The following is a 19,389-nucleotide window of genomic DNA, read 5'->3' on the forward strand; positions in this document are numbered from 1 at the left end:
GAACGCCCATGCAAGGACCGGATTGGAAACAACGTTGGGGCGGCCTGTTCTTCGTCGCGCCGTTCCTGCTGCTGTTCGCACTGTTCATGCTCTGGCCGATCGCGTCCGGCTTCTGGAACAGCTTCTTCAACACGAGCCTGGCCGGCGTCAAACACGAGTTCCTCGGCCTGCAGAACTGGCGGGACCTGTTCGGCGACCCGGCCGTCTGGTCGTCGCTGAAGAACACGCTCGTCTTCACCGCGATGAGTACGCCGCCGCTGGTGATCATCGCACTGCTGATGGCCTTGCTCGCCAACCGTAAGGGCATCCTCGGCTGGCTGCTGCGGTTCTCGTACTTCGCTCCGTTCGTCCTGCCGGCCACCGTGGTGACGCTGATCTGGGTGTGGATCTACCAGCCCGGATTCGGCTTGGTGAACGGACTCCTGACGGCCGGCGGATTCGCCGAGATCGACTGGCTGAACACCGAGAACCGGGCCATGCTCGCGGTGGTGATCACGACCGTCTGGTGGACGGTCGGGTTCAACTTCCTGCTCTATCTCGCTGCCCTGCAAGGGATTCCGGCGCAGGTCTACGAGGCGGCCGCGATCGACGGGGCGAACGGCCGGCAGCAGCTGTTCCGGATCACGCTGCCGTTGCTGAGCCGGACCACCGGGCTGATCGTCGTACTGCAACTGGTCGCGTCGTTGAAGATCTTCGACCAGATCTACCTGATGACCAACGGCGGGCCGAACTACGCGACCCGGCCGATCATCCAGTACATCTACGAGTCCGGCTTCACCAGCTACCGGATCGGCTACGCGTCGGCGATCTCGTACCTGTTCTTCGCGATCATCGTGATCGTCGCAGTCGCCCAGTTCAAACTGTTCTCCGGCCGAGGGGAGGCGGCATGACGACCACGACGATGCCGACCGAACGGCGGTCGGCCGCGCCCGCAACCAGGCCTGCCCGTAGTGGACCGGTGAAACCGCGCTGGACCTTCGCCGGAACCGCGACTGCCGTCGGTGCGGTGATCCTGGCGGCCCTCTGGCTCGTCCCGCTGCTCTGGGCTCTCGACACGTCGCTGAAACCGGAGCCGGAGACCACCCGCGCCCCGATCACCTGGTTGCCAGAGGCACCGACCGGAGACGCCTACCGGAGCGTGATCGAGCAAGGGGATCTGATCCGCTGGTTCCTCAACAGCACGGTCGTCTCGATCCTCGTGACTGCGCTGACGCTGTTCGTCTCCGTCCTCGCGGCCTACGGCTTCTCGCGGACGACGTTCCCGGGCCGCCGGGTGCTGTTCGGCCTGATCATCGCCGGCATCCTGGTGCCGCCGCAGGTGCTGATCGTGCCGCTGTTCCAGGAGATGACCGGCCTCGGCCTGGTCGACACCTACTGGGGCATCGTTCTTCCGCAGGTGGTCGCGCCGGTGATGGTGTTCGTGCTGAAGAAGTTCTTCGACGGCATCTCCCGCGACTACGAGGACGCTGCCCGGGTCGACGGCGCGTCCCGGTGGCGGATCGTCTGGAGCGTGATGGTGCCGATGTCGCGGCCGATCTTGGTTGCCGTCGGCATCTTCACGTTCATCGGGGCCTGGAACAACTTCCTCTGGCCCTTCATCGTGACCACCGACCCGTCAATGATGACGATCCCGGTCGGCCTGGCCAACGTGCAGGGCTCGTACGGCCTGCGCTATGCCCAGATCATGGCATCCGCCGTGCTGGGCGGCCTACCTCTGCTGATCGTCTACGCCTTGTTCCAGCGCCACGTCGTCCGCGGTGTCGGAGACGCGGGGATCAAGGGCTAGACACCTATGACAGGAGCAACCTGGTGCCCGCTGCCAACCTGACCATCGACCCCGCGTTCACGATCGCGCCCGTGAACCGCCGTACCTTCGGGACGTTCGTCGAGCACATGGGCCGGTGTGTCTACACCGGCATCTACGAACCCGGACATGCGACCGCCGACGAGGACGGCTTCCGCAAGGACGTCCTCGAGCTGACCCGTGAGCTCGGCGTGTCCGTGGTGCGTTATCCCGGCGGCAACTTCGTCTCCGGTTACCGCTGGGAGGACGGTGTCGGCCCGCGGGACGAGCGGCCGCGCCGGCTCGACCTGGCCTGGCACAGCGTCGAGACCAACGAGTTCGGTCTCGACGAGTTCAGCAAGTGGTGTGTGAAGGCCGGCGTCGAGCCGATGATGGCGCTCAACCTCGGCACGCGAGGCGTCCAGGAGGCGCTCGACCTGCTCGAGTACACCAACCACTCGGGCGGTACGGCGTTGTCCGACCTGCGCGAGCAGCACGGCGCAGCGCCGTACGGGATCAAACTGTGGTGCCTGGGCAACGAGTTGGACGGACCGTGGCAGGTCGGGCACAAGACGCCGACGGAGTACGGGCGGCTCGCGGCCGAGACCGCGCGGGCGATGCGGATGATCGAGCCGGATCTCCAGCTCGTCGCGTGCGGATCGTCGTCGTCGAGGATGCCGCTGTTCGGGACGTGGGAGCGCGACGTACTGCGGGAGACGTACGAGTTCGTCGAGTACATCTCCTGCCACGCGTACTACGGGAACGACGACGGCGACACTGCCTCGTTCCTGGCGTCCGCGGTGAACATGGACCGCTTCATCGAGTCCGTCGTCGCGACCGCCGATCACGTCGGCGCCGAGCTCAAGAGCAGCAAGAAGATCGGCATCTCGTTCGACGAATGGAACGTCTGGTACGGCGAGCGCTCCCGCCGTACCGACGGCCCCCACGACCAGTGGGAGGTGGCGCCGCGACGGATCGAGGACGAGTACAACGCCACCGATGCCGTTGTCGTCGGCAACCTGTTGATCTCGTTGCTCCGGCACAGCGACCGGGTCGGGGTCGCCTGCCTCGCCCAGCTCGCGAATGTGATCGCCCCGATCATGACCGAGCCCGGCGGTGCGGCGTGGCGGCAGCCGACGTTCCACCCGTTCGCGATCACGTCCCGGCTCGCGGCCGGCCAGGTCCTGCGGGTCGAGACCGACTCGCCGCTCACCACGACCGAGAAGTACGGCGAGGTCGCGGCGGTCGACGCGGTCGCGACGTACGACGACGGCAAGGTCGCGATCTTCGCCGTCAACCGGTCGACCGAGGGCCCGATCGAGGTCACCGTCGACGTCAGCCGCACCGGCGTCACGACCATCGCTGAAGCGCTGATCATGCATGCCGCGGATCCGCTGGCCGTCAACTCGGCCACCGACCCCGATCACGTGGTCCCGCAACGGCTCGAGACGGCCACCCTCGTCGACGGCAAACTGACCGTTACGCTCCCGGCCATCAGCTGGACTGCTGTTTCACTGACGACTGACTGACCCGTGCGGCGTCGGACTGGGTGCCCGACGGCACCCAGTCCGATTTCGCTCAAGGCGGACCGGTACGAGGGCTCGTTCACCGGTGTACTAGGTCAGACTGTGTGCCCGTGAGCACTCAGTCCGACCTTGCGGAGACCAACCGCCTGGAAGCGTTCAGTGACGGCGTCTTCGCGATCGCGATCACCCTTCTCGTCCTCGAGTTGCATAGTCCCGAGCTCGAGGAGGGGCAGCGGCTGTGGCCGGCGTTGCTGGACGAGTGGCCGCAGTTCGCGGCGTACCTGACCAGCTTCGCGATCCTCGGCATCATGTGGGTCAACCACCACTCGATGTTCCGCCAGATCCAGCGCGCGGATCGCGGACTGATGTTCCTCAACCTGTTGCTGCTGTTGTGGGCGACGCTGCTGCCGTTCCCGACCAGCCTGTTCGCCGAACATCTCGAGGACCACTCGATCAACGCGAACGTCGCGGCTGCCGTCTACAGCGCGAACCTCACGCTGGCGGCGATCGCGTTCAGCCTGATCTGGTGGTACGTCCTGCGCCACCACCTGGTCGAGCACGAGATGACCAAGTCGCAGATGCGTAAGTCCCTGATCCGCTATTCCATGGGGACGGTGATCTACGGAGCCTGCATCGGCATCTCGTTCATCTCGGCCCAGGTGACGCTGCTGATCGTCTTCCTGCTCGCGCTGTACTACGGCTTCGAGCAAGTCAGGACCCGCGCCTGAACTGGGTGATGAAGACGCCGGGGGCGACTTCTAGCCTGTTGGCCTCTGCGTAGCCGCGGGACTTGTAGAGACTCACGGCCGGGGTGTTGGCCGAGCCGGTCGAGACCAGGCTGATCGGGCGGGGTTCGAGTCGGTCGAGGTGGTCCAGGAGGGCCCTCCCGTGGCCGCGGCGGGCGTGGGCGGGGTCGACGATCAAGCGGGAGATCTCGACCGTGTCGTCGTCCGGAAACTCATAAGCGACCGCGCCGACCAGCGTGCTTCCGTCGTACCTGCCGAGCCAGTGCTCCGTGGACTGCATGAGTCCGGCCAGGTCTTCCTGGAGGGGCGGGATGCCGTCGAAGCCGATCAGCTCGGCCTCGGCCGCGTACGCAGCGTGCTGGATGTGCAGCAGCCGCTCGGCGAGGGTGCGGTCCGTGAGGTCGAGCGGCGTGATCACGCCGGCAAGGTTACGCGGCCTTCCAGTAGCCGAGGGACTTCACGCGATGCTTCGGCACGGCGAGATCCTTCAGGACGTACGACGTGAGCGTGCGCGTGGTCGCGGTGTCGCACGCGATCCACACGAACGTGTCGGGACTGATCTCGTCCTTGAGCTCGGTCTTCACGTGCTCGACCAGCCGCGAGCGCGGCACGGTCCTCAGGTCGTGGTGGTCCTCGGTGCGGAACGGCAGCTGGTGGTCGAGGTCGTGGGTGGTCTCGAACCAGATCGTCGCCGGCAGCTTCGGGGCGACCGCGAGCAGCGAGTTGATCGCGGGCAACGAGGCTGGGTCGCCGATCACCAGCATCCGCGGCGGCAACGGGTCCGGCACCTCGAAGCCGGTCCCCTGCACGGTCGCCTCGATCGTGTCGCCGGGCTCGGCCTTCCGGGACCAGTCGCTCGCGCACCCGGCGTGCAGCGCGAACTCCAGGCTGAACGTGCCGGCCTCGAGGTCCGGATCGACCAACGTGTACGCACGCTGGTGCGGCTTGCCCGCGTTGTCGAACCAGAGCCGCACCCACATCGTGGGGTGTACGCCGATCGCCTGCAGCAGACCGCCGTCGGTGAAATGCACCCGACGGTAGCGCTCGGTGACCTGTTCGGCGCCCGTCACGGTGAAGACGAAGTCCTTTCCGCGGAACAGCTTGAGCACCACGCCTTCCCAGCCGTGCCCCACTCGACACCTCCAGCGACAATGCTCTTGCGATGACGGATTGCTGCTGAGTAAGTTAGCCCAGAAATTAGCGCAGCCTAACCTAACTGAAGCGAGGCGCGTTGTGAATGCGAGAGTGTTCCGGGACACGTACGGCGTGCCGCACCTCCAGGCCGGCGATCCTCTCGCGTTGGTGTATCTCCAAGGGGTCAACGCAGCCCGGGACCGCGCCTGGCAGATCGAGCTCGAACGCCGCAGGTACCTCGGGACAAGCGCCGCGTTCCTCGGCGCGGACGCCGCTGGATGGGATGTCTTCGCCCGCCAGGCCCGGCTCGCTGACACGGCCCAGCGGTGCTTCGAGTCGCTCGACGACGCGACGCGCGAGTGGGTCACGGCGTACGTCGAAGGCGTGAATCATGCGCTGCCGGGCGGGGCCTCGCGGGCGCCGGAGTTCGCCGAGACCGGGTTGACGCTGCAGGAGTGGGAGCCGTGGACGCCGCTCGGGATCTGGCTGGCGGTGCATGTGCTGTTCGCCGGCTTCCCGACGAAGTTGTGGCGGACCCATGTCGCGCGGCAGCTCGGCGAGGACGCGTTGGACCTGTTCACGTCCGAGGGGCCGCATGGGGCCGGAAGTAATGGGTGGCTGATCCCCGGGTCGCATACCGCGTCGGGTCAGGCGATCGTGGCCGGTGATCCGCATCGGTACATCGAGAGCCCGGGCGTGTACCAGCAGATCCGGCTGACCTGCCCGCAGTACGACGTACTGGGTCTTGCCGTGCCTGGCATTCCCGGCCTGGCGCACTTCGGTCACACGGGTGGCGTCGCATGGGCGATCACGAACGCGATGGCCGACTACCAGGATCTGTACGCCGAGCGCCTCCGTCGAACGGCTACTGGGGTGGAGGCCCTGGGCCCGGACGGCTGGAAGCCGGCCGCCGCACATCGTGAGGTGGTCGAGGTCGCCGGCGCGGACCCGATCGAGGTCGAGGTGATCGAGACCGAGCGTGGGCCGATCATCCAGGACGGCATCAGTCTGCGGTGCCCACCTCGGGTGACCGGCCGGCTCGGGTTCGAGGTGATGGCTAAGTTGCTGCGGGCAACCACTGTCACGGATGTCGATTCCGCGTTCGACGACTGGGTCGAACCGGTGAATGTGGTCCTGGCGGCCGACACCGCGGGTGGGCTGCTGCATCGGACGGCCGGGCTCGTACCGCGGCGCCATGCGAGCAACAGGATGCGCGTCGTACCGGCCTGGGAGGCTGAGCATACGTGGGACGGGTGGTACGACCCGATGCCGCGCGAGGACGTGAACGGTCCGGTGGTGATGGCGAATGCTCGCGAACTCGCGGCGCCGTTGGGCGTCGAGTTCGCGGCACCGCACCGTTCGGACCGCATCCGCGAGCTGGTCAACGCTCGCGACGACTGGTCCGTCGACGACATGCCGTCGATCCACAAGGACACGTTCCTCGGCTCGGCCGGCTTCGTCCTCGACCTGCTGATCGACCTCGAGGACCTCTCCACCCAAGCCGTTGCCCTGCGCACCGAACTGCTCGCCTGGGACCGCCACATGGACGCGGCGAGTACGACGGCCTCGTCGTACGCCGCGCTCCGCACGGCACTGATCGCGCGGCTCACGGATCACTTCACGATCCTCGAGGACGCCGAGGTCGCGGAGCTGTTCGCGCCGTGGATGGATCCGTTGACGCACGTCTCCTATGCGCTCGAGAGCCTGGTGGCTGCGGACCTTCCGCAGATCAACTTCGGCTGGTTGGCGCGGGAGGCGCTGGAGGAGGTTGCCGCGCACAAGCCCCGGCCGCCGTGGGGTGAGACACATCAGCTCTCGCCGCTGCATGCGTTGCGCGGGCCGGTGTTCGCGCGGGACGAGGAGCCTTACGACCTGGCGCTCTCCGGGGATCACCACTGCGTCATGTCGACGTCAAGCCTGCCGGGACTCACCGACCTGTGTATCCGTGCGTCGGCGGCGCGGTACGCCTGGGATCTTGCCGATCGTTCAGCCAGCAGGTGGATCGTGCCGCTCGGCGCGTCCGGCATACTCGGGGATCCACATCATCACGACCAGCTGCCGTTGTGGTTGAGCGGATCGTTGGCCCCGGCGATCGCTGCGACGGGCCGTGAGGATCGCGGCTACTCGGTCGAGGTGGACGGGTTCGGCAGGGTCCGGCTCGAGGAGGCCGATCCGGTGCGGGACCTCGATCTGATTCACGAGTGGGTGACGGCGGAGCGGGCGACGTACTGGGGCATGGGCGGGCTGTCGCGCGACGAGATCGCTGCCACGTATCGCTTCCTGGATTCGGTGCCCACGCATCACGTGTACGTCGTACGGCTGGACGATGCACCGGTTGCGCTGCTGCAAACCTACGACCCGCAGGCGGATCCGGCCGGTGCGGCGTACGACGTCAAGGCCGGCGATCTCGGGTTGCATCTGCTGATCGCACCCGGTGATCCGCAGCCGGGCTTCACCGGCAATCTGCTGCGGGCCCTCGCAGAGTTCGTGTTCGTGCATCTCGGGCATCCGCGCCTGGTGGTCGATCCCGACGTACGCAACAGCCGCGCCATCGACCGCTTCCACCGCACCGGCTTCACCCTCGGCCCGGAGGCCAAGATCCCCCGACCTGATGGCTCGACCAAGACAGCCCAATTCGCCTTCCTCACGAAGGCGCAGTTCCTGGATGCCCAGCGATTGACGAACGGCTAGGGCAGCCGGCGGGGTTCTGGACAAATTCTTGGTGGCGGTGTCGGATCGGGGTGGGGCTGTTCGTTGCAGAGTTGAGCGGCCGCACGCTCCCCGTACGGACAACCGAGGAAAGGCACCATGAAGCTTCTGCTGACTTCTGCCGGGATCCACAATCCGACTATCCAGGACGCGCTGGTCGAGCTGCTGGGCAAACCGATCGCCGAGTCGACTGCCCTCGTCATCCCGACCGCGATCTACCCGTTCCGCGGCGGGCAGTTCGCGTCGTACCGGATGATCACCGGCAATGGTCCGTCGCATCTGGCCGATCTGGGCTGGAAATCCCTAGGAGTCCTCGAACTGTCGGTGCTGCCGAGCATCGAAGAGGATGCCTGGATGCCGACGGTCCGCGAGGCGGACGCGTTGCTGTTCTGGGGCGGCGACCCGCTGTTCCTCGCCAACTGGATGCGCCGTTCCGGACTCGCCGACCTCCTGCCCACGCTGCGGCCGGAGGCGGTGTACGTCGGGGTGAGCGCCGGGAGCATCGCCGCGACGTCCACCTTCGTGGAGACGTACACCGAACAGCCGCGCGGCACCGACGGACCACTGAAGTCGGAAGACATCGTCTTCACCACTCCCGAAGGCGACCTGCATCGCCTGCTCGTCACCGGCGAAGGAGCCGGACTCGTCGACTTCGCGGTCATCCCGCACTTCGAACACCCCGACCACACCGATGCCTCGCTGGCCAACGCCGAGAAGTGGGCAGCACACATTCCCGCGCCGACGTACGCGATCGACGACGACTCGGCCATCAAGGTCGTCGACGGCACCGTGGAGGTCGTCTCCGAGGGTCAGTGGAAGCTGTTCACGCCCTAGGGCATGTCTCCCAATCCCCCGCCGTCGCGAGCAGGTGCTCGGTGCGGTGCATCGGCGCGCGGGGGCGAAGGTCTCGATGCGGAGCATCGTGGCCTTTGCACCCGTGCGGCGAGGTGCCGTGCCGAGTGCCGCGCAGTAGGCACGGGATTGGGAGACATGCCCTAGACCCCTGCCCGGTCGCGTGCCAGGATCTCTGAGTGCGGGACGGGTAGAGGTGCAGGCGGCGCGCAGCCGACCGAGCGGGCAGTGAACTGGGCCGTCGACTCGATCGGCAGCGGTGCCGCGATCACATCGGTGCAGCCGCTCCACGGCGATCAAGGTCCCTGGCGGCTGAGCGTCGACGTACGTGGTCGTTCGAGGCATTTCGTCCTGCGTTCGCTCACTCCACGCATTGATGCGGAGTTGATCGCGACGGGCGCGGCCGCGCTCGAGGTTGCCGAACTCCACCGATTGCGAGCTCCGCGGCTCATCGCCAAGGACCTCGCCGGCCGCGCAGCCGGCGTACCGGCAACCCTCGAGACCGTTGCCACAGGCAACACAACCTGGCCACGAGCGCTATCCGTCGCCCGGCTCCGCGGCGCCGGTGCGGCACTCGCCCAGGTGCATGCGATCCAACTCGCCCCTGGCCCTCACCTACCGCTCCGAACACGTCCCATTGCGGTCGACAACTTCGCCAGAGACCGGCTGCTGGGTCGGATGCCGACATCGCCACTCCTCAGACAAGCAGACGAGGTAATCCGGAGCATCCCCCAGCCGCAGGGCGACAACGTCTTTGTCCACGGCGATGTCTGGCCCGGCAACGTGGCCTGGACGGACGGCGACGGCTGCACGTTGATCGACTGGAAGACGGCTGGTGTCGGCAACCCCGGCGTCGATCTGGGCGAACTGCGCAAGCAGATTGCCATCACGTACGGCGCGACGACCACAGACATCGTGGAAGCCTGGGAAGAGGCGTCTGGTACGGCGGCCGCCAACATCCCGTACTGGGACGCCGTCGCCGCCCTCAACACCCCGACCACTTTGTACAGCCGCGAGGCGACTGCGCGACGTGATGCGTTCCTGCAGGCAGCCCTTGATCAGCTCTAACGCGATGAGTCGAGCGCTGCTCGCAGCTCGGCGAGGCCGTCGAGACCCAACTGGCGGCCGTTCGGGAACTGGTCGCCTCGATCCCAGCGCCACGTTGTGACCAGCGCCAGCACGAGGATCCGGCACACGCTGACCAAGTCTTGATCGGCTCCCGGGTACAGCGCACTGACCTCCTCGGTCGCATGCGCGACGTCGAATTCGATCGGCCCACGACAGCACGTCTCGAGATCGATGAACAGCGGCCCCTGCTTCGTGTTGAGCAGATTTCCCGGATGCGGCTCGCCGTGCAGCAGCTGCTCCGGCGCCCCGCGCTCGATGATCGTTCGCCGGAGGTAGCGCAATGCGTCGTCGAGAAGCTCCCGGCCGGCGTCGTAGAGTTCCGGCGTACTCTCGCGGTTCGCCACGAGTTCCTGGGCCTCCGCGATCCGATCCGTGAAATGCGGCGACGGGAGGTCGACCTTGCGCATACCGGCATGCAGCCGTTCGAGCGCGTCGGCATAGTCGGCTGGGGCGATCGGGTCGGGGACCACGGATTCGTAGTACGTCCAGAACGTGACCACGAAGCCATCACGCTCATAGGCCCGCGGCTCCACGCGAGGTTCGAGAGCAGCCATCGGACTCCCGAGCTCGACCAACTGCTGAGCAAGGTCGATCTCGAACTGCGCATTCTGCTCGTTCGCAGGCGCCACCCGAGCCATCACGTCACAAGGCAACAGCCGAAGCGCCAGCTTGTTCGAGTTGTGCAGAAAGCTCACATCGTCCACTGCCAGATCCAGCGATGAAGCGATCACCTTGACCGCATCCACCGCCCGCACAACCTCAGCCGCCTCCATACCGCGCCGTACCCCTATCAGTCGCTACGCTCCCCGGAAAGCCAGAAGCCTAGGAGCATCATGGACGCTCATGACTGACAACGCTCGCGAATATTCGGCCAGCAGCGGCGCGGCAGACCCGGGCCAGCAAGCCCTGATCGAACGGGCCGAACACGTTCTCAGCCAGGACGATCGAGTGCTGGGCGTGTGGCTGGTCGGTAGCTTCGGCCGGGGAACGGACGATCGGTTCAGCGACATCGATCTGTGGGTCGTGGTCGCCGCGGACGCTGTCGACAGCTTCTGCGACGACTGGCCGAAGACCTCGGACGAGATCTCCCCAACGGTGTTCCGTCGCGCGCTCGGCCCGCGGGTCTTCAATCACATCACGCCGGACTGGGTCCGCTTCGACGTCTCGGTGGGTACGCCGGACGCGATCGCCGGCCGCACACGGTCGACCGCCAAGCCGGTGTACGACCCGCACGGCCTGAGTGCTGATCTCGCGGCGCCGGGCGCACCCAAACAGCCGGACCCTGCCCGCGTCGAGTTCATCACCGTGGAATTCCTCCGCGTCCTCGGCCTGCTGCCGGTCGCCATCGGACGCGAGGAGTACGTCGTCGGCGAGTCGGGCGCCGGCCTGCTGCGGCAGATGCTGATCGACCTGATGCTCGAAGACGTCGCCGTCGAAGACCGCGGCGGCGTCCTGCACCTCGACCGCCTTCTACCTGCCGACCGTCAGCAGATCCTCGCCGGCCTTCCACCCCTTCAAGCCACCCGCGAAGCGGTCATCACCGCCAACATCACCTGCGCCACGCACTTCCTACCGCTGGCCCGCGCCCTCCACGCACGCTGCGGACTGCCGTGGCCCCAAGAGCTCGAAACGGCAGCCCGCCAACACCTATCCAGGACCCTGTCGATCGACCTACCTGCGCAAATCGATCACTGACTGAGGCACGGCAGCACCTAGTGCCTCGTCAAGAAAGGTTGTGGTCGTAACGACCGCTCACCGGGGTCGCAACAGGAAGGGTTATCCGCGTGTGTTGGGCCTTGTTTGCTGGTGTACGAGGTCAGAAGGCACAACAGCAGGGGAGAACCCCTCGGGTGGGGAATACAACCCGAACGTTGCTTGACCAGGCACTAGTTCTTGCGGGCGAGCACCGCGGCGATCAGCCTCTGGTAGTCGTTCGGGTCTTCGGGGGCGTCGTCGTTGCGCCACTCCGAAGCCGGCACCAGACCGGGCTCCAGGACCGTGAAGCCTTCGCCGAACAGCGCGAGGATCTGGTCGTCGGTGCGCCAGCGGCCGCGGCCCAGCGAACCCTGGAGGAGGGTCTCGAGTTCCTGGCTCCGCGGGTCGTTCTCGCTGCGGAAGTGGCTGATGAAGACGTGGCTGCCGGACGCGATGCGGTCGCGCCAGAAGCGGACGATGCCGGCCGGGTCCTCGTCGTCGTTGACATGGTGGAGGGTGGCGCTGAAGATCACGCCGACGGGCTCGCTGAAGTCGATCAGCCGCACGGTGTCGGGGTGCTCGATGATCGCCTTCGGCTCGCGCAGGTCGGCCTGGATCACGGTGGTGTTGTCGTTCTCGGCGAGCAGCGCGCGCCCGTGGGCGAGCACGATCGGGTCGTTGTCGACGTACACCACCTTCGCGTCCGGGGCGTACCGCTGGGCGACCTGGTGCACGTTGTCGGCGGTCGGCAGGCCGCTGCCGAGGTCGATGAACTGCCGCACCGGCGTGTTCGTGACGATCTCCTGGACCGCCCGGATCAGCGCGCCGCGGTTGTCGTACGCGATCATCCGCGAGCCCGGCAGTTCGTGGATGAACCGGTCGCCGAACGCGCGGTCCACCGCGAAGTTGTCCTTGCCTCCGAGCAAGTAGTCGTACGTCCGGGCGATACTCGGCTTCGTGGTGTCGAAGGGGTACGGCGAGCCCACCTGCTCGTCTGCGTCAGCCATCGCGCGGAGTCCTTCCTCTCGAGACAGCTGTCACTCTATGCGACGCGGAAGCTACCTCGCTCCGGACCCCGGCCGGTCATGCCGTCGGCGGCCGTCCGGGTGCCTCCAGGACGGCCGCTCATACGACTCTTCAGAGGTGGAACGGTGACCTGGTCTGGCGGGCCCTGCCACCGGTTGTCGTCAGTGCAGTGTGGTTTTCGGTACGTCGTGGTCGCGGCCGGACGCGCGCCGCTCGTGGGTGGTGTCGTGCACCGCGTGGTCCGCGGTACGTGGGGCCGGGCACACCGGGCCGCGACGGATCGGACCGCCGCCCAGCCTCCGGCTCTTCCACTGCTTCTCGTCGTAGTCGTAGTAAGTGTCGACGCCTCCGACAGTCATCCGGACCTCCCTTTGACCCCCCGACCCCTGCTGGCCCATCAACGGTCCGTCACAACCGCATCACCAGACAAGCGATTCCGGGAATCACCACGGATCAACACGCTCGAACGCCGGGATCTGTTGGTTTGCCCCACATATGTGCAGCGTTGGAAAGTCTCAGACGGAGACGATCGCGACGCCGTGACCGGGCAACCACAGGCCACCTTCGGCCAGCTCGGCCGCTCCGAACGCCATCACCAGGTACTCCGGGGGCACGTCCACCGGCACGATCGCGGCGTCGGCGGCCAAGTTCGCCACCACCCGCAGGCTGCCGCGCGTCACCACCAGCCAGGCGCCGGCCGGGTCGAACGAGATCCCGACGGACTCGAGCCGGTCGTCGCGCAGCTCCGGCATCCGGGCCCGGAACGTGAGCAGGTGCCGGTACCACATCAGCACCTCGCGATGTGGTGACTCGTCCGGCTCCGACCAATCGAGGACCGAGCTGCGCCAGGTCTGCGGATCCTGGGGGTCCGGGATCTCGTCTGCGTCCCAGCCGAACTCCGCGAACTCCCGCCGGCGCCCGGTCCGGACCGCCTCGGCCAGCTCCGGCTCACCGAAGTCGGTGAAGAACCGCCACGGCGTCGAGGCGCCCCACTCCTCACCCATGAACAGCATCGGCGTGTACGGCGACGTCAGTACCAGCGCGGCGCCGATGGCGAGCTGCCCCGGCGTCAGCGCCGGGCGGTCCCCGAGGGCCCGGTTGCCGATCTGGTCGTGGTTCGACGTGTAGACGAGGAACTGACCGCCGTGTTCCTTCTGCGGGTCGACCGGATGTCCCCAGATCTTGCCACGGAACGTCGAGTACGTCCCGTCGTGCATGAACACCCTCGTCAGCGTCTTCGCGAACACAGCCGGGTCGCCGAAGTCCACGTAGTACCCGAAGCGCTCGCCGGTCAGCAGGGAGTGCAGCGCGTGGTGGAAGTCGTCGTTCCACTGCGCGGTCATGCCCATGCCACCCTTGGACACCGGCTCGACAGTGCGCGGATCGTTGAGGTCGGACTCCGCTACCAGGCCGAGCGGTCGTCCGAGCTCCTGCGAGAGCTCTGCGGTCTCGTCCGACAGCTGCTGGAGCAGATGCCTCGGGCTGTCGTCGACCAATGCGTGTACGGCGTCCAGTCGCAGCGCGTCGACGTGGAAGTCGCGGAACCAGCGGAGTGCGTTGTCGCAGATCCACCGGCGTACCTCTGTGCTGCCCGTGTCGTCGAGGTTGACCGCAGGACCCCATGGCGTCGAGTGGCGGTTGGTGAAGTACGGACCGAACTTGGCGAGGTAGTTCCCGCTCGGGCCGAGGTGGTTGTAGACGACGTCCAGACAAACGGCCAGTCCGGCCTCGTGACACTGGTTGACGAACCGCTGTAATGCCTCCGGTCCGCCATACGGCTCGTGGACGGCGTAGAGGTCCACACCGTCGTACCCCCAGCCTTGTACGCCGGGGAACGCGGCGACCGGTAGCAGCGACACGACCTCCACGCCCAGCACGGCCAGGTAGTCCAGGTGCTCTGCGGCCGCCTCCAGCGTGCCACCCGCGGTGAACGTGCCCAGGTGCAGCTCGTAGAAGACGGACCCGCGGACGTCGCGGCCTGTCCAGTTGTCGTCGGTCCACTCGAAACGGTCGGGATCGAAGACCCGGCTGAACCCGTGGACGCCGTCCGGCTGCCACGGGCTGCGTGGATCCGGCATCGGGTCGCTGCCGTCGACGGAGTACGCGTAGTCGGTGCCGTGATGGGCCTCGACGACGTGCCGTTCCCACCAGCCGTCCGGCGCGAAGCGCATCGGCAGCACGCCGTCGCGCAGGACCAGGTCGACGTTGGTTGCCTCAGGCACCCAGACGCGGAAGTTGTGCATGTCAGCTCCTGACCAGCAGGGCCACTGGAAGGTCTGTCAGCAGGTCTTCGATCCTGGCAGCACCACTGCCGACCTCGCGACCGGTCAGCACGTTCTTCCACTGCCCGCTCGGCAGCACGACCGTGCTGTCGCCCCAGCCACCGAGACGCTGCAGTGCGGCCGGCAGTCTGGTCGCCACGGTGATGACGGCGTCGCCACGCGCGAAGGCGACCGCATGCCCGTTGGAGGTCGGGAGCGGCGTGTAGCTGCCGGCGAAGGCCTCCGGGTACTGCCGGCGGAGGCGGAGTGTGCGTGAGGTGATCAGCAGCTTCTCGTCGGACAGGTCCTCAGGCTTGCCACCACCATCCAGATGCAGCAGCCGCTCGATGCGCCGCTCGTAGTCCACCGGCCGCCGGTTGTCCGGGTCGACCAAGGACAGGTCCACCAGCTCGGTGCCTTGGTAGACATCCGGTACGCCGGGCATCGTGAGCTGCACGAGCTTCTGCCCGAGGGTGGCTGCCCTGATGTAGCCGGTTTGGTCGTCGGCGAAGCGGCGTACCGAGTCGAGCACGCTCTCGTCATGCAAGACACCGCTGACGAAGGCGGCGACCGTTTGCTCGTACTCCTCGTCCTGCGAGGTCCAGGACGTGTTGCGCTTGGCCTCGCGGATCGCCTTGAGCAGGTAGCCCTGCATGCGGTCCTCAGCGAGCGGTCCGTCGTCCCAGGTGCCGAAGAGGGTCTGCCAGAACAGGTACTCCGTGCTGCCGTCCAACAGGGGACTGCGGTGGTCCTCCGACAGGCGACGCCATTCGCTGACTGCCTCGGACCACGCCGCGGGCTGCTCGGACAGGACGCCGAGTCGCGCACGCACGTCCTCGGAGCGCTTCGTGTCGTGAGTCGACAGCGTGGTCATCGTCTTCGGCCAGTTCTTGTTCAGCTGGGCCGCGTACGCGTGGAACTCCTCCGGCGTGACGCCGAAGTGCTCCGGATCCCCACCGACCTCATTCAGCGACGTCAGCCGGAACCACCGGTAGAACGCGGTGTCCTCGACGCCCTTCGCCATGACCGGACCACAGGTCTGCTGGAAGCGCACGATCAGCTCGGCTCGCGCCCGCTCGTCGATCGTGCTGGTCTCCCGGCCGAGCAGGAGGTGCAGGACCAGGTCGAGCGTGGCCTGCCGGTCCTCGTCGAGATTGCCGCGTGCCTTCTCCGCTGCCCGCTCCAACGCAGCCACCGCCGTCGGAGACGGCTCCTCCCCCGGCACGACGTACGCCCGGTAGACGTCGAACTGCACCAGTAGCTCAGCCACGACCTCGTGGAACGCGCGCCGGGTGTGATCGCGCAGCCGTACGTCGTCCTGGCAGATGCGCGCGAGCAGCTCCACGAGGCGATGCACCTCGGCGTACTGGCCGTGCTGGACGATCTCGCGCTTCGCCTCCTCCACGATCGGCGCGAAGTCAGCCGGCGCGCCAGTGAGCTCGGAGTGCAGGGCGGTGAGCGGTGCGGCGCCTGAGGGGTCGACGAACAGACCCCCGACGCGCAGCAGGGCGTCGTACCCGGTCGTGCCGGCGCAGGGCCAGTCGCGAGGGAGCTCTTCGCCGCCCTCGAGGATCTTCTCCACTACTACCCACGCGCCGCCGGTGCGCTCGGCCAGTCGACGCAGGTAGCCGCGTGGATCGGCCAGACCGTCCGGATGGTCGATGCGGAAGCCGTTGAGCTTGCCTTCGTTCAGCAATGCCAGCAGGAGCTGGTGGGTCGCGTCGAAGACCTCCTGCGTTTCCTGACGGATCGCAGCGAGGGTGTCGACATCGAAGAAGCGCCGGTAGTTCAGCTCCTCGTCGGCGACCCGCCAGTGCGCGAGGCGGTACCACTGCTCGGTGACCAGCTCAGCGATCGGCAGGTCCTCGGTCCCCGGGCGGAGCGGGTACTCGTGGTCGTAGTACCGCAGTACGCCGTCCTCGACGGACAGCTCACCGTCGGCCAGCACCTTGCCGATCCGCTGACCCAGCACCGCCATCAGCAGCGGCTGGTTGCCCGAACCCCAGTCGACGTCGAACCACTCCGCGTACTGCGAGCCCGGGCCGAGCCGCAGTACCGACCAGAGCGCCTTGTTCAAACTGGCCGGCGTCGGTACGGCGACATGGTTCGGCACGACGTCCGCGATCGCACCCATGCGGCTCTTGGCCAACCGGGCCGACAACCGCTCGAACGCCGGCCGGCCGCCCATCGGCTCGGACAGCCGGCTGTGGTCCACCACGTCGTACCCGTGCGCGGAGCCGGGCGCCGCCTGGAGGATCGGGGACAAGTACGCGTGGGAGATCCCCAGGCTCTGCAGGTACGGGACTACCTCCGCGGCGTCGTCGAAGCCGAACTCGGCGCGGAGCTGAAACCGGTAGGTGGCCTGTGGGACCCCCCTCATCCGGCGGCCTGCCTCGGGCGGGTCAGGACCAGCGTGCTGTGAGCCTCCAGCTGGATGGTGTTGCCGGCCACGTACGGTTCGGTGGTCGCTCCGCCGGTCGCCTTCGTGGTGTCCACAGCCACCGTCCAGCTCTCGCCGTACTCCTCCGGCGGGAGGAGGAAGTCGACGGGCTCGTAGTTGCTGTTCATCAGGATCAGGAACGAGTCGTCGACTACAGGCTCGCCGCGGGGATCCGGCTCGGAGATCGCTTCGCCGTTCAGGAAGACCGCGATCGCGCGGGCGTCGTTCTGCTGCCAGTCGCCGTTCTGCATCTCGGTGCCCTTCGGCGTGAACCAGACCAGGTCACCCAGGCCGTCGACGCCGGTGTCGCCGTGGAAGAACCGGCGGCGACGCAGCACCGGGTGGTTGTTGCGCAGCCGGACCACGGAGCGGGTGAACTCGAGCAGGTGCTTCTGTGGTTCGGTCAGCTCCCAGTTGACCCAGGAGAGCTCGTTGTCCTGGCAGTACACGTTGTTGTTGCCCTGCTGCGTCCGGCCGAGCTCGTCGCCGTGGGCGATCATCGGCACGCCCTGCGAGATCAGCAGCGTGGTGAGGAAGTTACGCTGCTGGTTGGCTCGCAGTCGCAGTACCTCGGGATCGTCGGTCGGGCCCTCGACGCCGCAGTTCCAGGAGCGGTTGTGGCTCTCGCCGTCTTTGCCGCCCTCGCCGTTCGCCTCGTTGTGCTTCTCGTTGTACGAGACCAGGTCGTGCAGCGTGAAGCCGTCGTGGGCGGTGACGAAGTTGATGCTCGCCAGCGGCCGGCGACTGTCGTCCTGGTAGAGGTCCGACGAGCCTGTCAGCCGAGACGCGAACTCGGCCAGTGTGTACTGCTCACCACGCCAGAAATCGCGGACGGTATCGCGGTACTTCCCGTTCCACTCGGTCCACAGCGGCGGGAAGTTGCCCACCTGGTAGCCACCGTCGCCGACGTCCCACGGCTCGGCGATCAGCTTCACCTGACTCACCACCGGGTCCTGCTGGACCAGGTCGAAGAACGCCGACAGGCGATCGACCTCGTGGAACTGACGGGCCAGGGTGGCCGCCAGGTCGAAGCGGAAGCCGTCGACGTGCATCTCGGTCACCCAGTAGCGCAGCGAGTCCATGATCAGCTGCAGCACGTGCGGGTGCCGCATCAGCAGGCTGTTGCCGGTGCCGGTGGTGTCGTAGTAGTGCCGCTTGTCCTCGTCGACGAGCCGGTAGTACGCCGCGTTGTCGATGCCCTTGAACGACAGCGTCGGGCCGAACTCGTTGCCCTCCGCGGTGTGGTTGTAGACGACGTCCAGGATGACCTCGATGTCGGCCTCGTGCAGCGCCTTCACCATCGCCTTGAACTCGGTCACCTGCTGGCCGCGCATGCCGGTCGAGGAGTAGGCGTTGTGCGGCGCGAAGAAGCCGATCGTGTTGTAACCCCAGTAGTTGGACAGGCCGCGCTCCTGCAGCGTCCCGTCCTGGGCGAACTGGTGCACCGGCATCAGCTCGATCGCCGAGACCCCGAGCTCCTTGAGGTGCTCGATGGTTGCGGGGTGACCGATACCGGCGTACGTCCCGCGGATGTCCTCCGGGAGGCCCGGGTGGGTCTTGGTGAGGCCCTTGACGTGAGCCTCATAGATGACCGTCTCGTGGTACGCGTGGCCCGGTGGGCGGTCGTTGCCCCAGTCGAAGAACGGGTTGGTCACCACGGAGTGCATGGTGTGTCCGCTGTTGTCCATCGTGTTCAGCTCGTCCGGCTTCTGGAACCGGTAGCTGAACAGCGACTCGTCGCTGTCGATCTGTCCCTCGATCGCCTTGGCGTAGGGGTCCAGCAGCAGCTTGGACGGGTTGCAGCGGTGTCCCTCGGCCGGGTTGTACGGTCCGTGCACACGGAAGCCGTACCGCTGCCCGGGCTGCACCGCCGGCAGGTAGGCGTGGTGCACGAAGCCGTCCACCTCGGTCAGCGGCACCAGCTGTTCGGTGCCGTCGTCACCGACCAGCGCCAGATCTACTCGTTCGGCAACCTCCGAGAACAGCGCGAAGTTCGTCCCGGCGCCGTCGTACGTGGCGCCGAGAGGGTAAGGACGACCAGGCCATTTCTGCACCTGACGACAGTAGCCACCTCCACCCCCAGACGCGG

Annotated in this window: 16 protein-coding genes; 8 read left to right on the forward strand and 8 right to left on the reverse strand. The window is 67.0% G+C overall.

Going from position 1 to position 19,389, the window contains the following annotated elements:
• The first annotated feature begins 8 nt into the window (after nt 1-8).
• From EV653_RS23235 to EV653_RS23250, 4 genes are all read left to right on the forward strand, one after another.
• Complete coding sequence (locus EV653_RS23235) at nt 9-890, forward strand: carbohydrate ABC transporter permease (protein ID WP_202871793.1); 882 nt, start codon at nt 9-11, stop codon at nt 888-890.
• Entirely contained in the window at nt 887-1,786 is a 900-nt protein-coding gene (locus EV653_RS23240) for a carbohydrate ABC transporter permease (protein ID WP_238159984.1), read from the forward strand. The genes EV653_RS23235 and EV653_RS23240 overlap by 4 nt, the downstream gene beginning before the upstream one ends.
• A gap of 23 nt (nt 1,787-1,809) precedes the next feature.
• Nucleotides 1,810-3,312 carry an arabinosylfuranosidase ArfA gene (gene arfA / locus EV653_RS23245; protein ID WP_134105813.1) on the forward strand — a complete coding sequence of 501 codons (1,503 nt, stop codon included), beginning with the start codon at nt 1,810-1,812 and terminating at the stop codon, nt 3,310-3,312.
• Nucleotides 3,313-3,419: 107 nt separating this feature from the next.
• The gene (locus EV653_RS23250) at nt 3,420-4,037 is read left to right on the forward strand and encodes a TMEM175 family protein (protein WP_166679523.1); all 618 of its coding nucleotides are present in this window, start codon (nt 3,420-3,422) and stop codon (nt 4,035-4,037) included.
• Here EV653_RS23250 and EV653_RS23255 read toward each other — a convergent pair.
• Entirely contained in the window at nt 4,021-4,473 is a 453-nt protein-coding gene (locus EV653_RS23255) for a GNAT family N-acetyltransferase (protein WP_134105815.1), read from the reverse strand. The genes EV653_RS23250 and EV653_RS23255 overlap by 17 nt on opposite strands.
• A gap of 10 nt (nt 4,474-4,483) precedes the next feature.
• Nucleotides 4,484-5,188 (reverse strand): siderophore-interacting protein, encoded by a 705-nt coding sequence (locus tag EV653_RS23260; protein WP_134105816.1) that lies wholly within the window; start codon nt 5,186-5,188, stop codon nt 4,484-4,486.
• 100 nt (nt 5,189-5,288) lie between these two features.
• Between EV653_RS23260 and EV653_RS23265 the strand changes: the two genes are divergently transcribed.
• From EV653_RS23265 to EV653_RS23275, 3 genes are all read left to right on the forward strand, one after another.
• Complete coding sequence (locus EV653_RS23265; protein WP_134105817.1) at nt 5,289-7,880, forward strand: GNAT family N-acetyltransferase; 2,592 nt, start codon at nt 5,289-5,291, stop codon at nt 7,878-7,880.
• Between the two features lie 117 nt (nt 7,881-7,997).
• Nucleotides 7,998-8,732 (forward strand): Type 1 glutamine amidotransferase-like domain-containing protein, encoded by a 735-nt coding sequence (locus EV653_RS23270; protein WP_134105818.1) that lies wholly within the window; start codon nt 7,998-8,000, stop codon nt 8,730-8,732.
• Between the two features lie 246 nt (nt 8,733-8,978).
• Entirely contained in the window at nt 8,979-9,818 is an 840-nt protein-coding gene (locus EV653_RS23275; RefSeq protein ID WP_202871794.1) for an aminoglycoside phosphotransferase family protein, read from the forward strand.
• Here the strand turns inward: EV653_RS23275 and EV653_RS23280 are convergent.
• Entirely contained in the window at nt 9,815-10,651 is an 837-nt protein-coding gene (locus EV653_RS23280) for a phosphotransferase family protein (RefSeq protein ID WP_134105819.1), read from the reverse strand. The genes EV653_RS23275 and EV653_RS23280 overlap by 4 nt on opposite strands.
• A gap of 70 nt (nt 10,652-10,721) precedes the next feature.
• Between EV653_RS23280 and EV653_RS23285 the strand changes: the two genes are divergently transcribed.
• Nucleotides 10,722-11,573: a nucleotidyltransferase domain-containing protein gene (locus EV653_RS23285; RefSeq protein ID WP_134105820.1), complete on the forward strand. Its 852-nt coding sequence runs from the start codon at nt 10,722-10,724 to the stop codon at nt 11,571-11,573.
• Nucleotides 11,574-11,764: 191 nt separating this feature from the next.
• Here the strand turns inward: EV653_RS23285 and EV653_RS23290 are convergent, their stop codons facing one another.
• The 5 genes from EV653_RS23290 to glgX form a co-directional block, all read right to left on the reverse strand.
• The gene (locus EV653_RS23290; protein ID WP_134105821.1) at nt 11,765-12,580 is read right to left on the reverse strand and encodes an SAM-dependent methyltransferase; all 816 of its coding nucleotides are present in this window, start codon (nt 12,578-12,580) and stop codon (nt 11,765-11,767) included.
• A gap of 180 nt (nt 12,581-12,760) precedes the next feature.
• Entirely contained in the window at nt 12,761-12,958 is a 198-nt protein-coding gene (locus EV653_RS23295) for a hypothetical protein (RefSeq protein ID WP_134105822.1), read from the reverse strand.
• A 156-nt stretch (nt 12,959-13,114) separates the two neighbouring features.
• Nucleotides 13,115-14,842: a malto-oligosyltrehalose trehalohydrolase gene (gene treZ, locus EV653_RS23300; RefSeq protein WP_134105823.1), complete on the reverse strand. Its 1,728-nt coding sequence runs from the start codon at nt 14,840-14,842 to the stop codon at nt 13,115-13,117.
• 1 nt (nt 14,843) lies between these two features.
• On the reverse strand, nt 14,844-17,240 hold the full coding sequence (gene treY, locus EV653_RS23305; RefSeq protein ID WP_134105824.1) for a malto-oligosyltrehalose synthase: 2,397 nt from the start codon (nt 17,238-17,240) through the stop codon (nt 14,844-14,846).
• On the reverse strand, nt 17,237-19,354 hold the full coding sequence (glgX, locus tag EV653_RS23310; protein ID WP_134105825.1) for a glycogen debranching protein GlgX: 2,118 nt from the start codon (nt 19,352-19,354) through the stop codon (nt 17,237-17,239). The genes treY and glgX overlap by 4 nt, the downstream gene beginning before the upstream one ends.
• Nucleotides 19,355-19,389 lie beyond the last annotated feature (35 nt).

Source organism: Kribbella pratensis, from assembly GCF_004365355.1.
Classification (GTDB): Bacteria; Actinomycetota; Actinomycetes; order Propionibacteriales; family Kribbellaceae; genus Kribbella.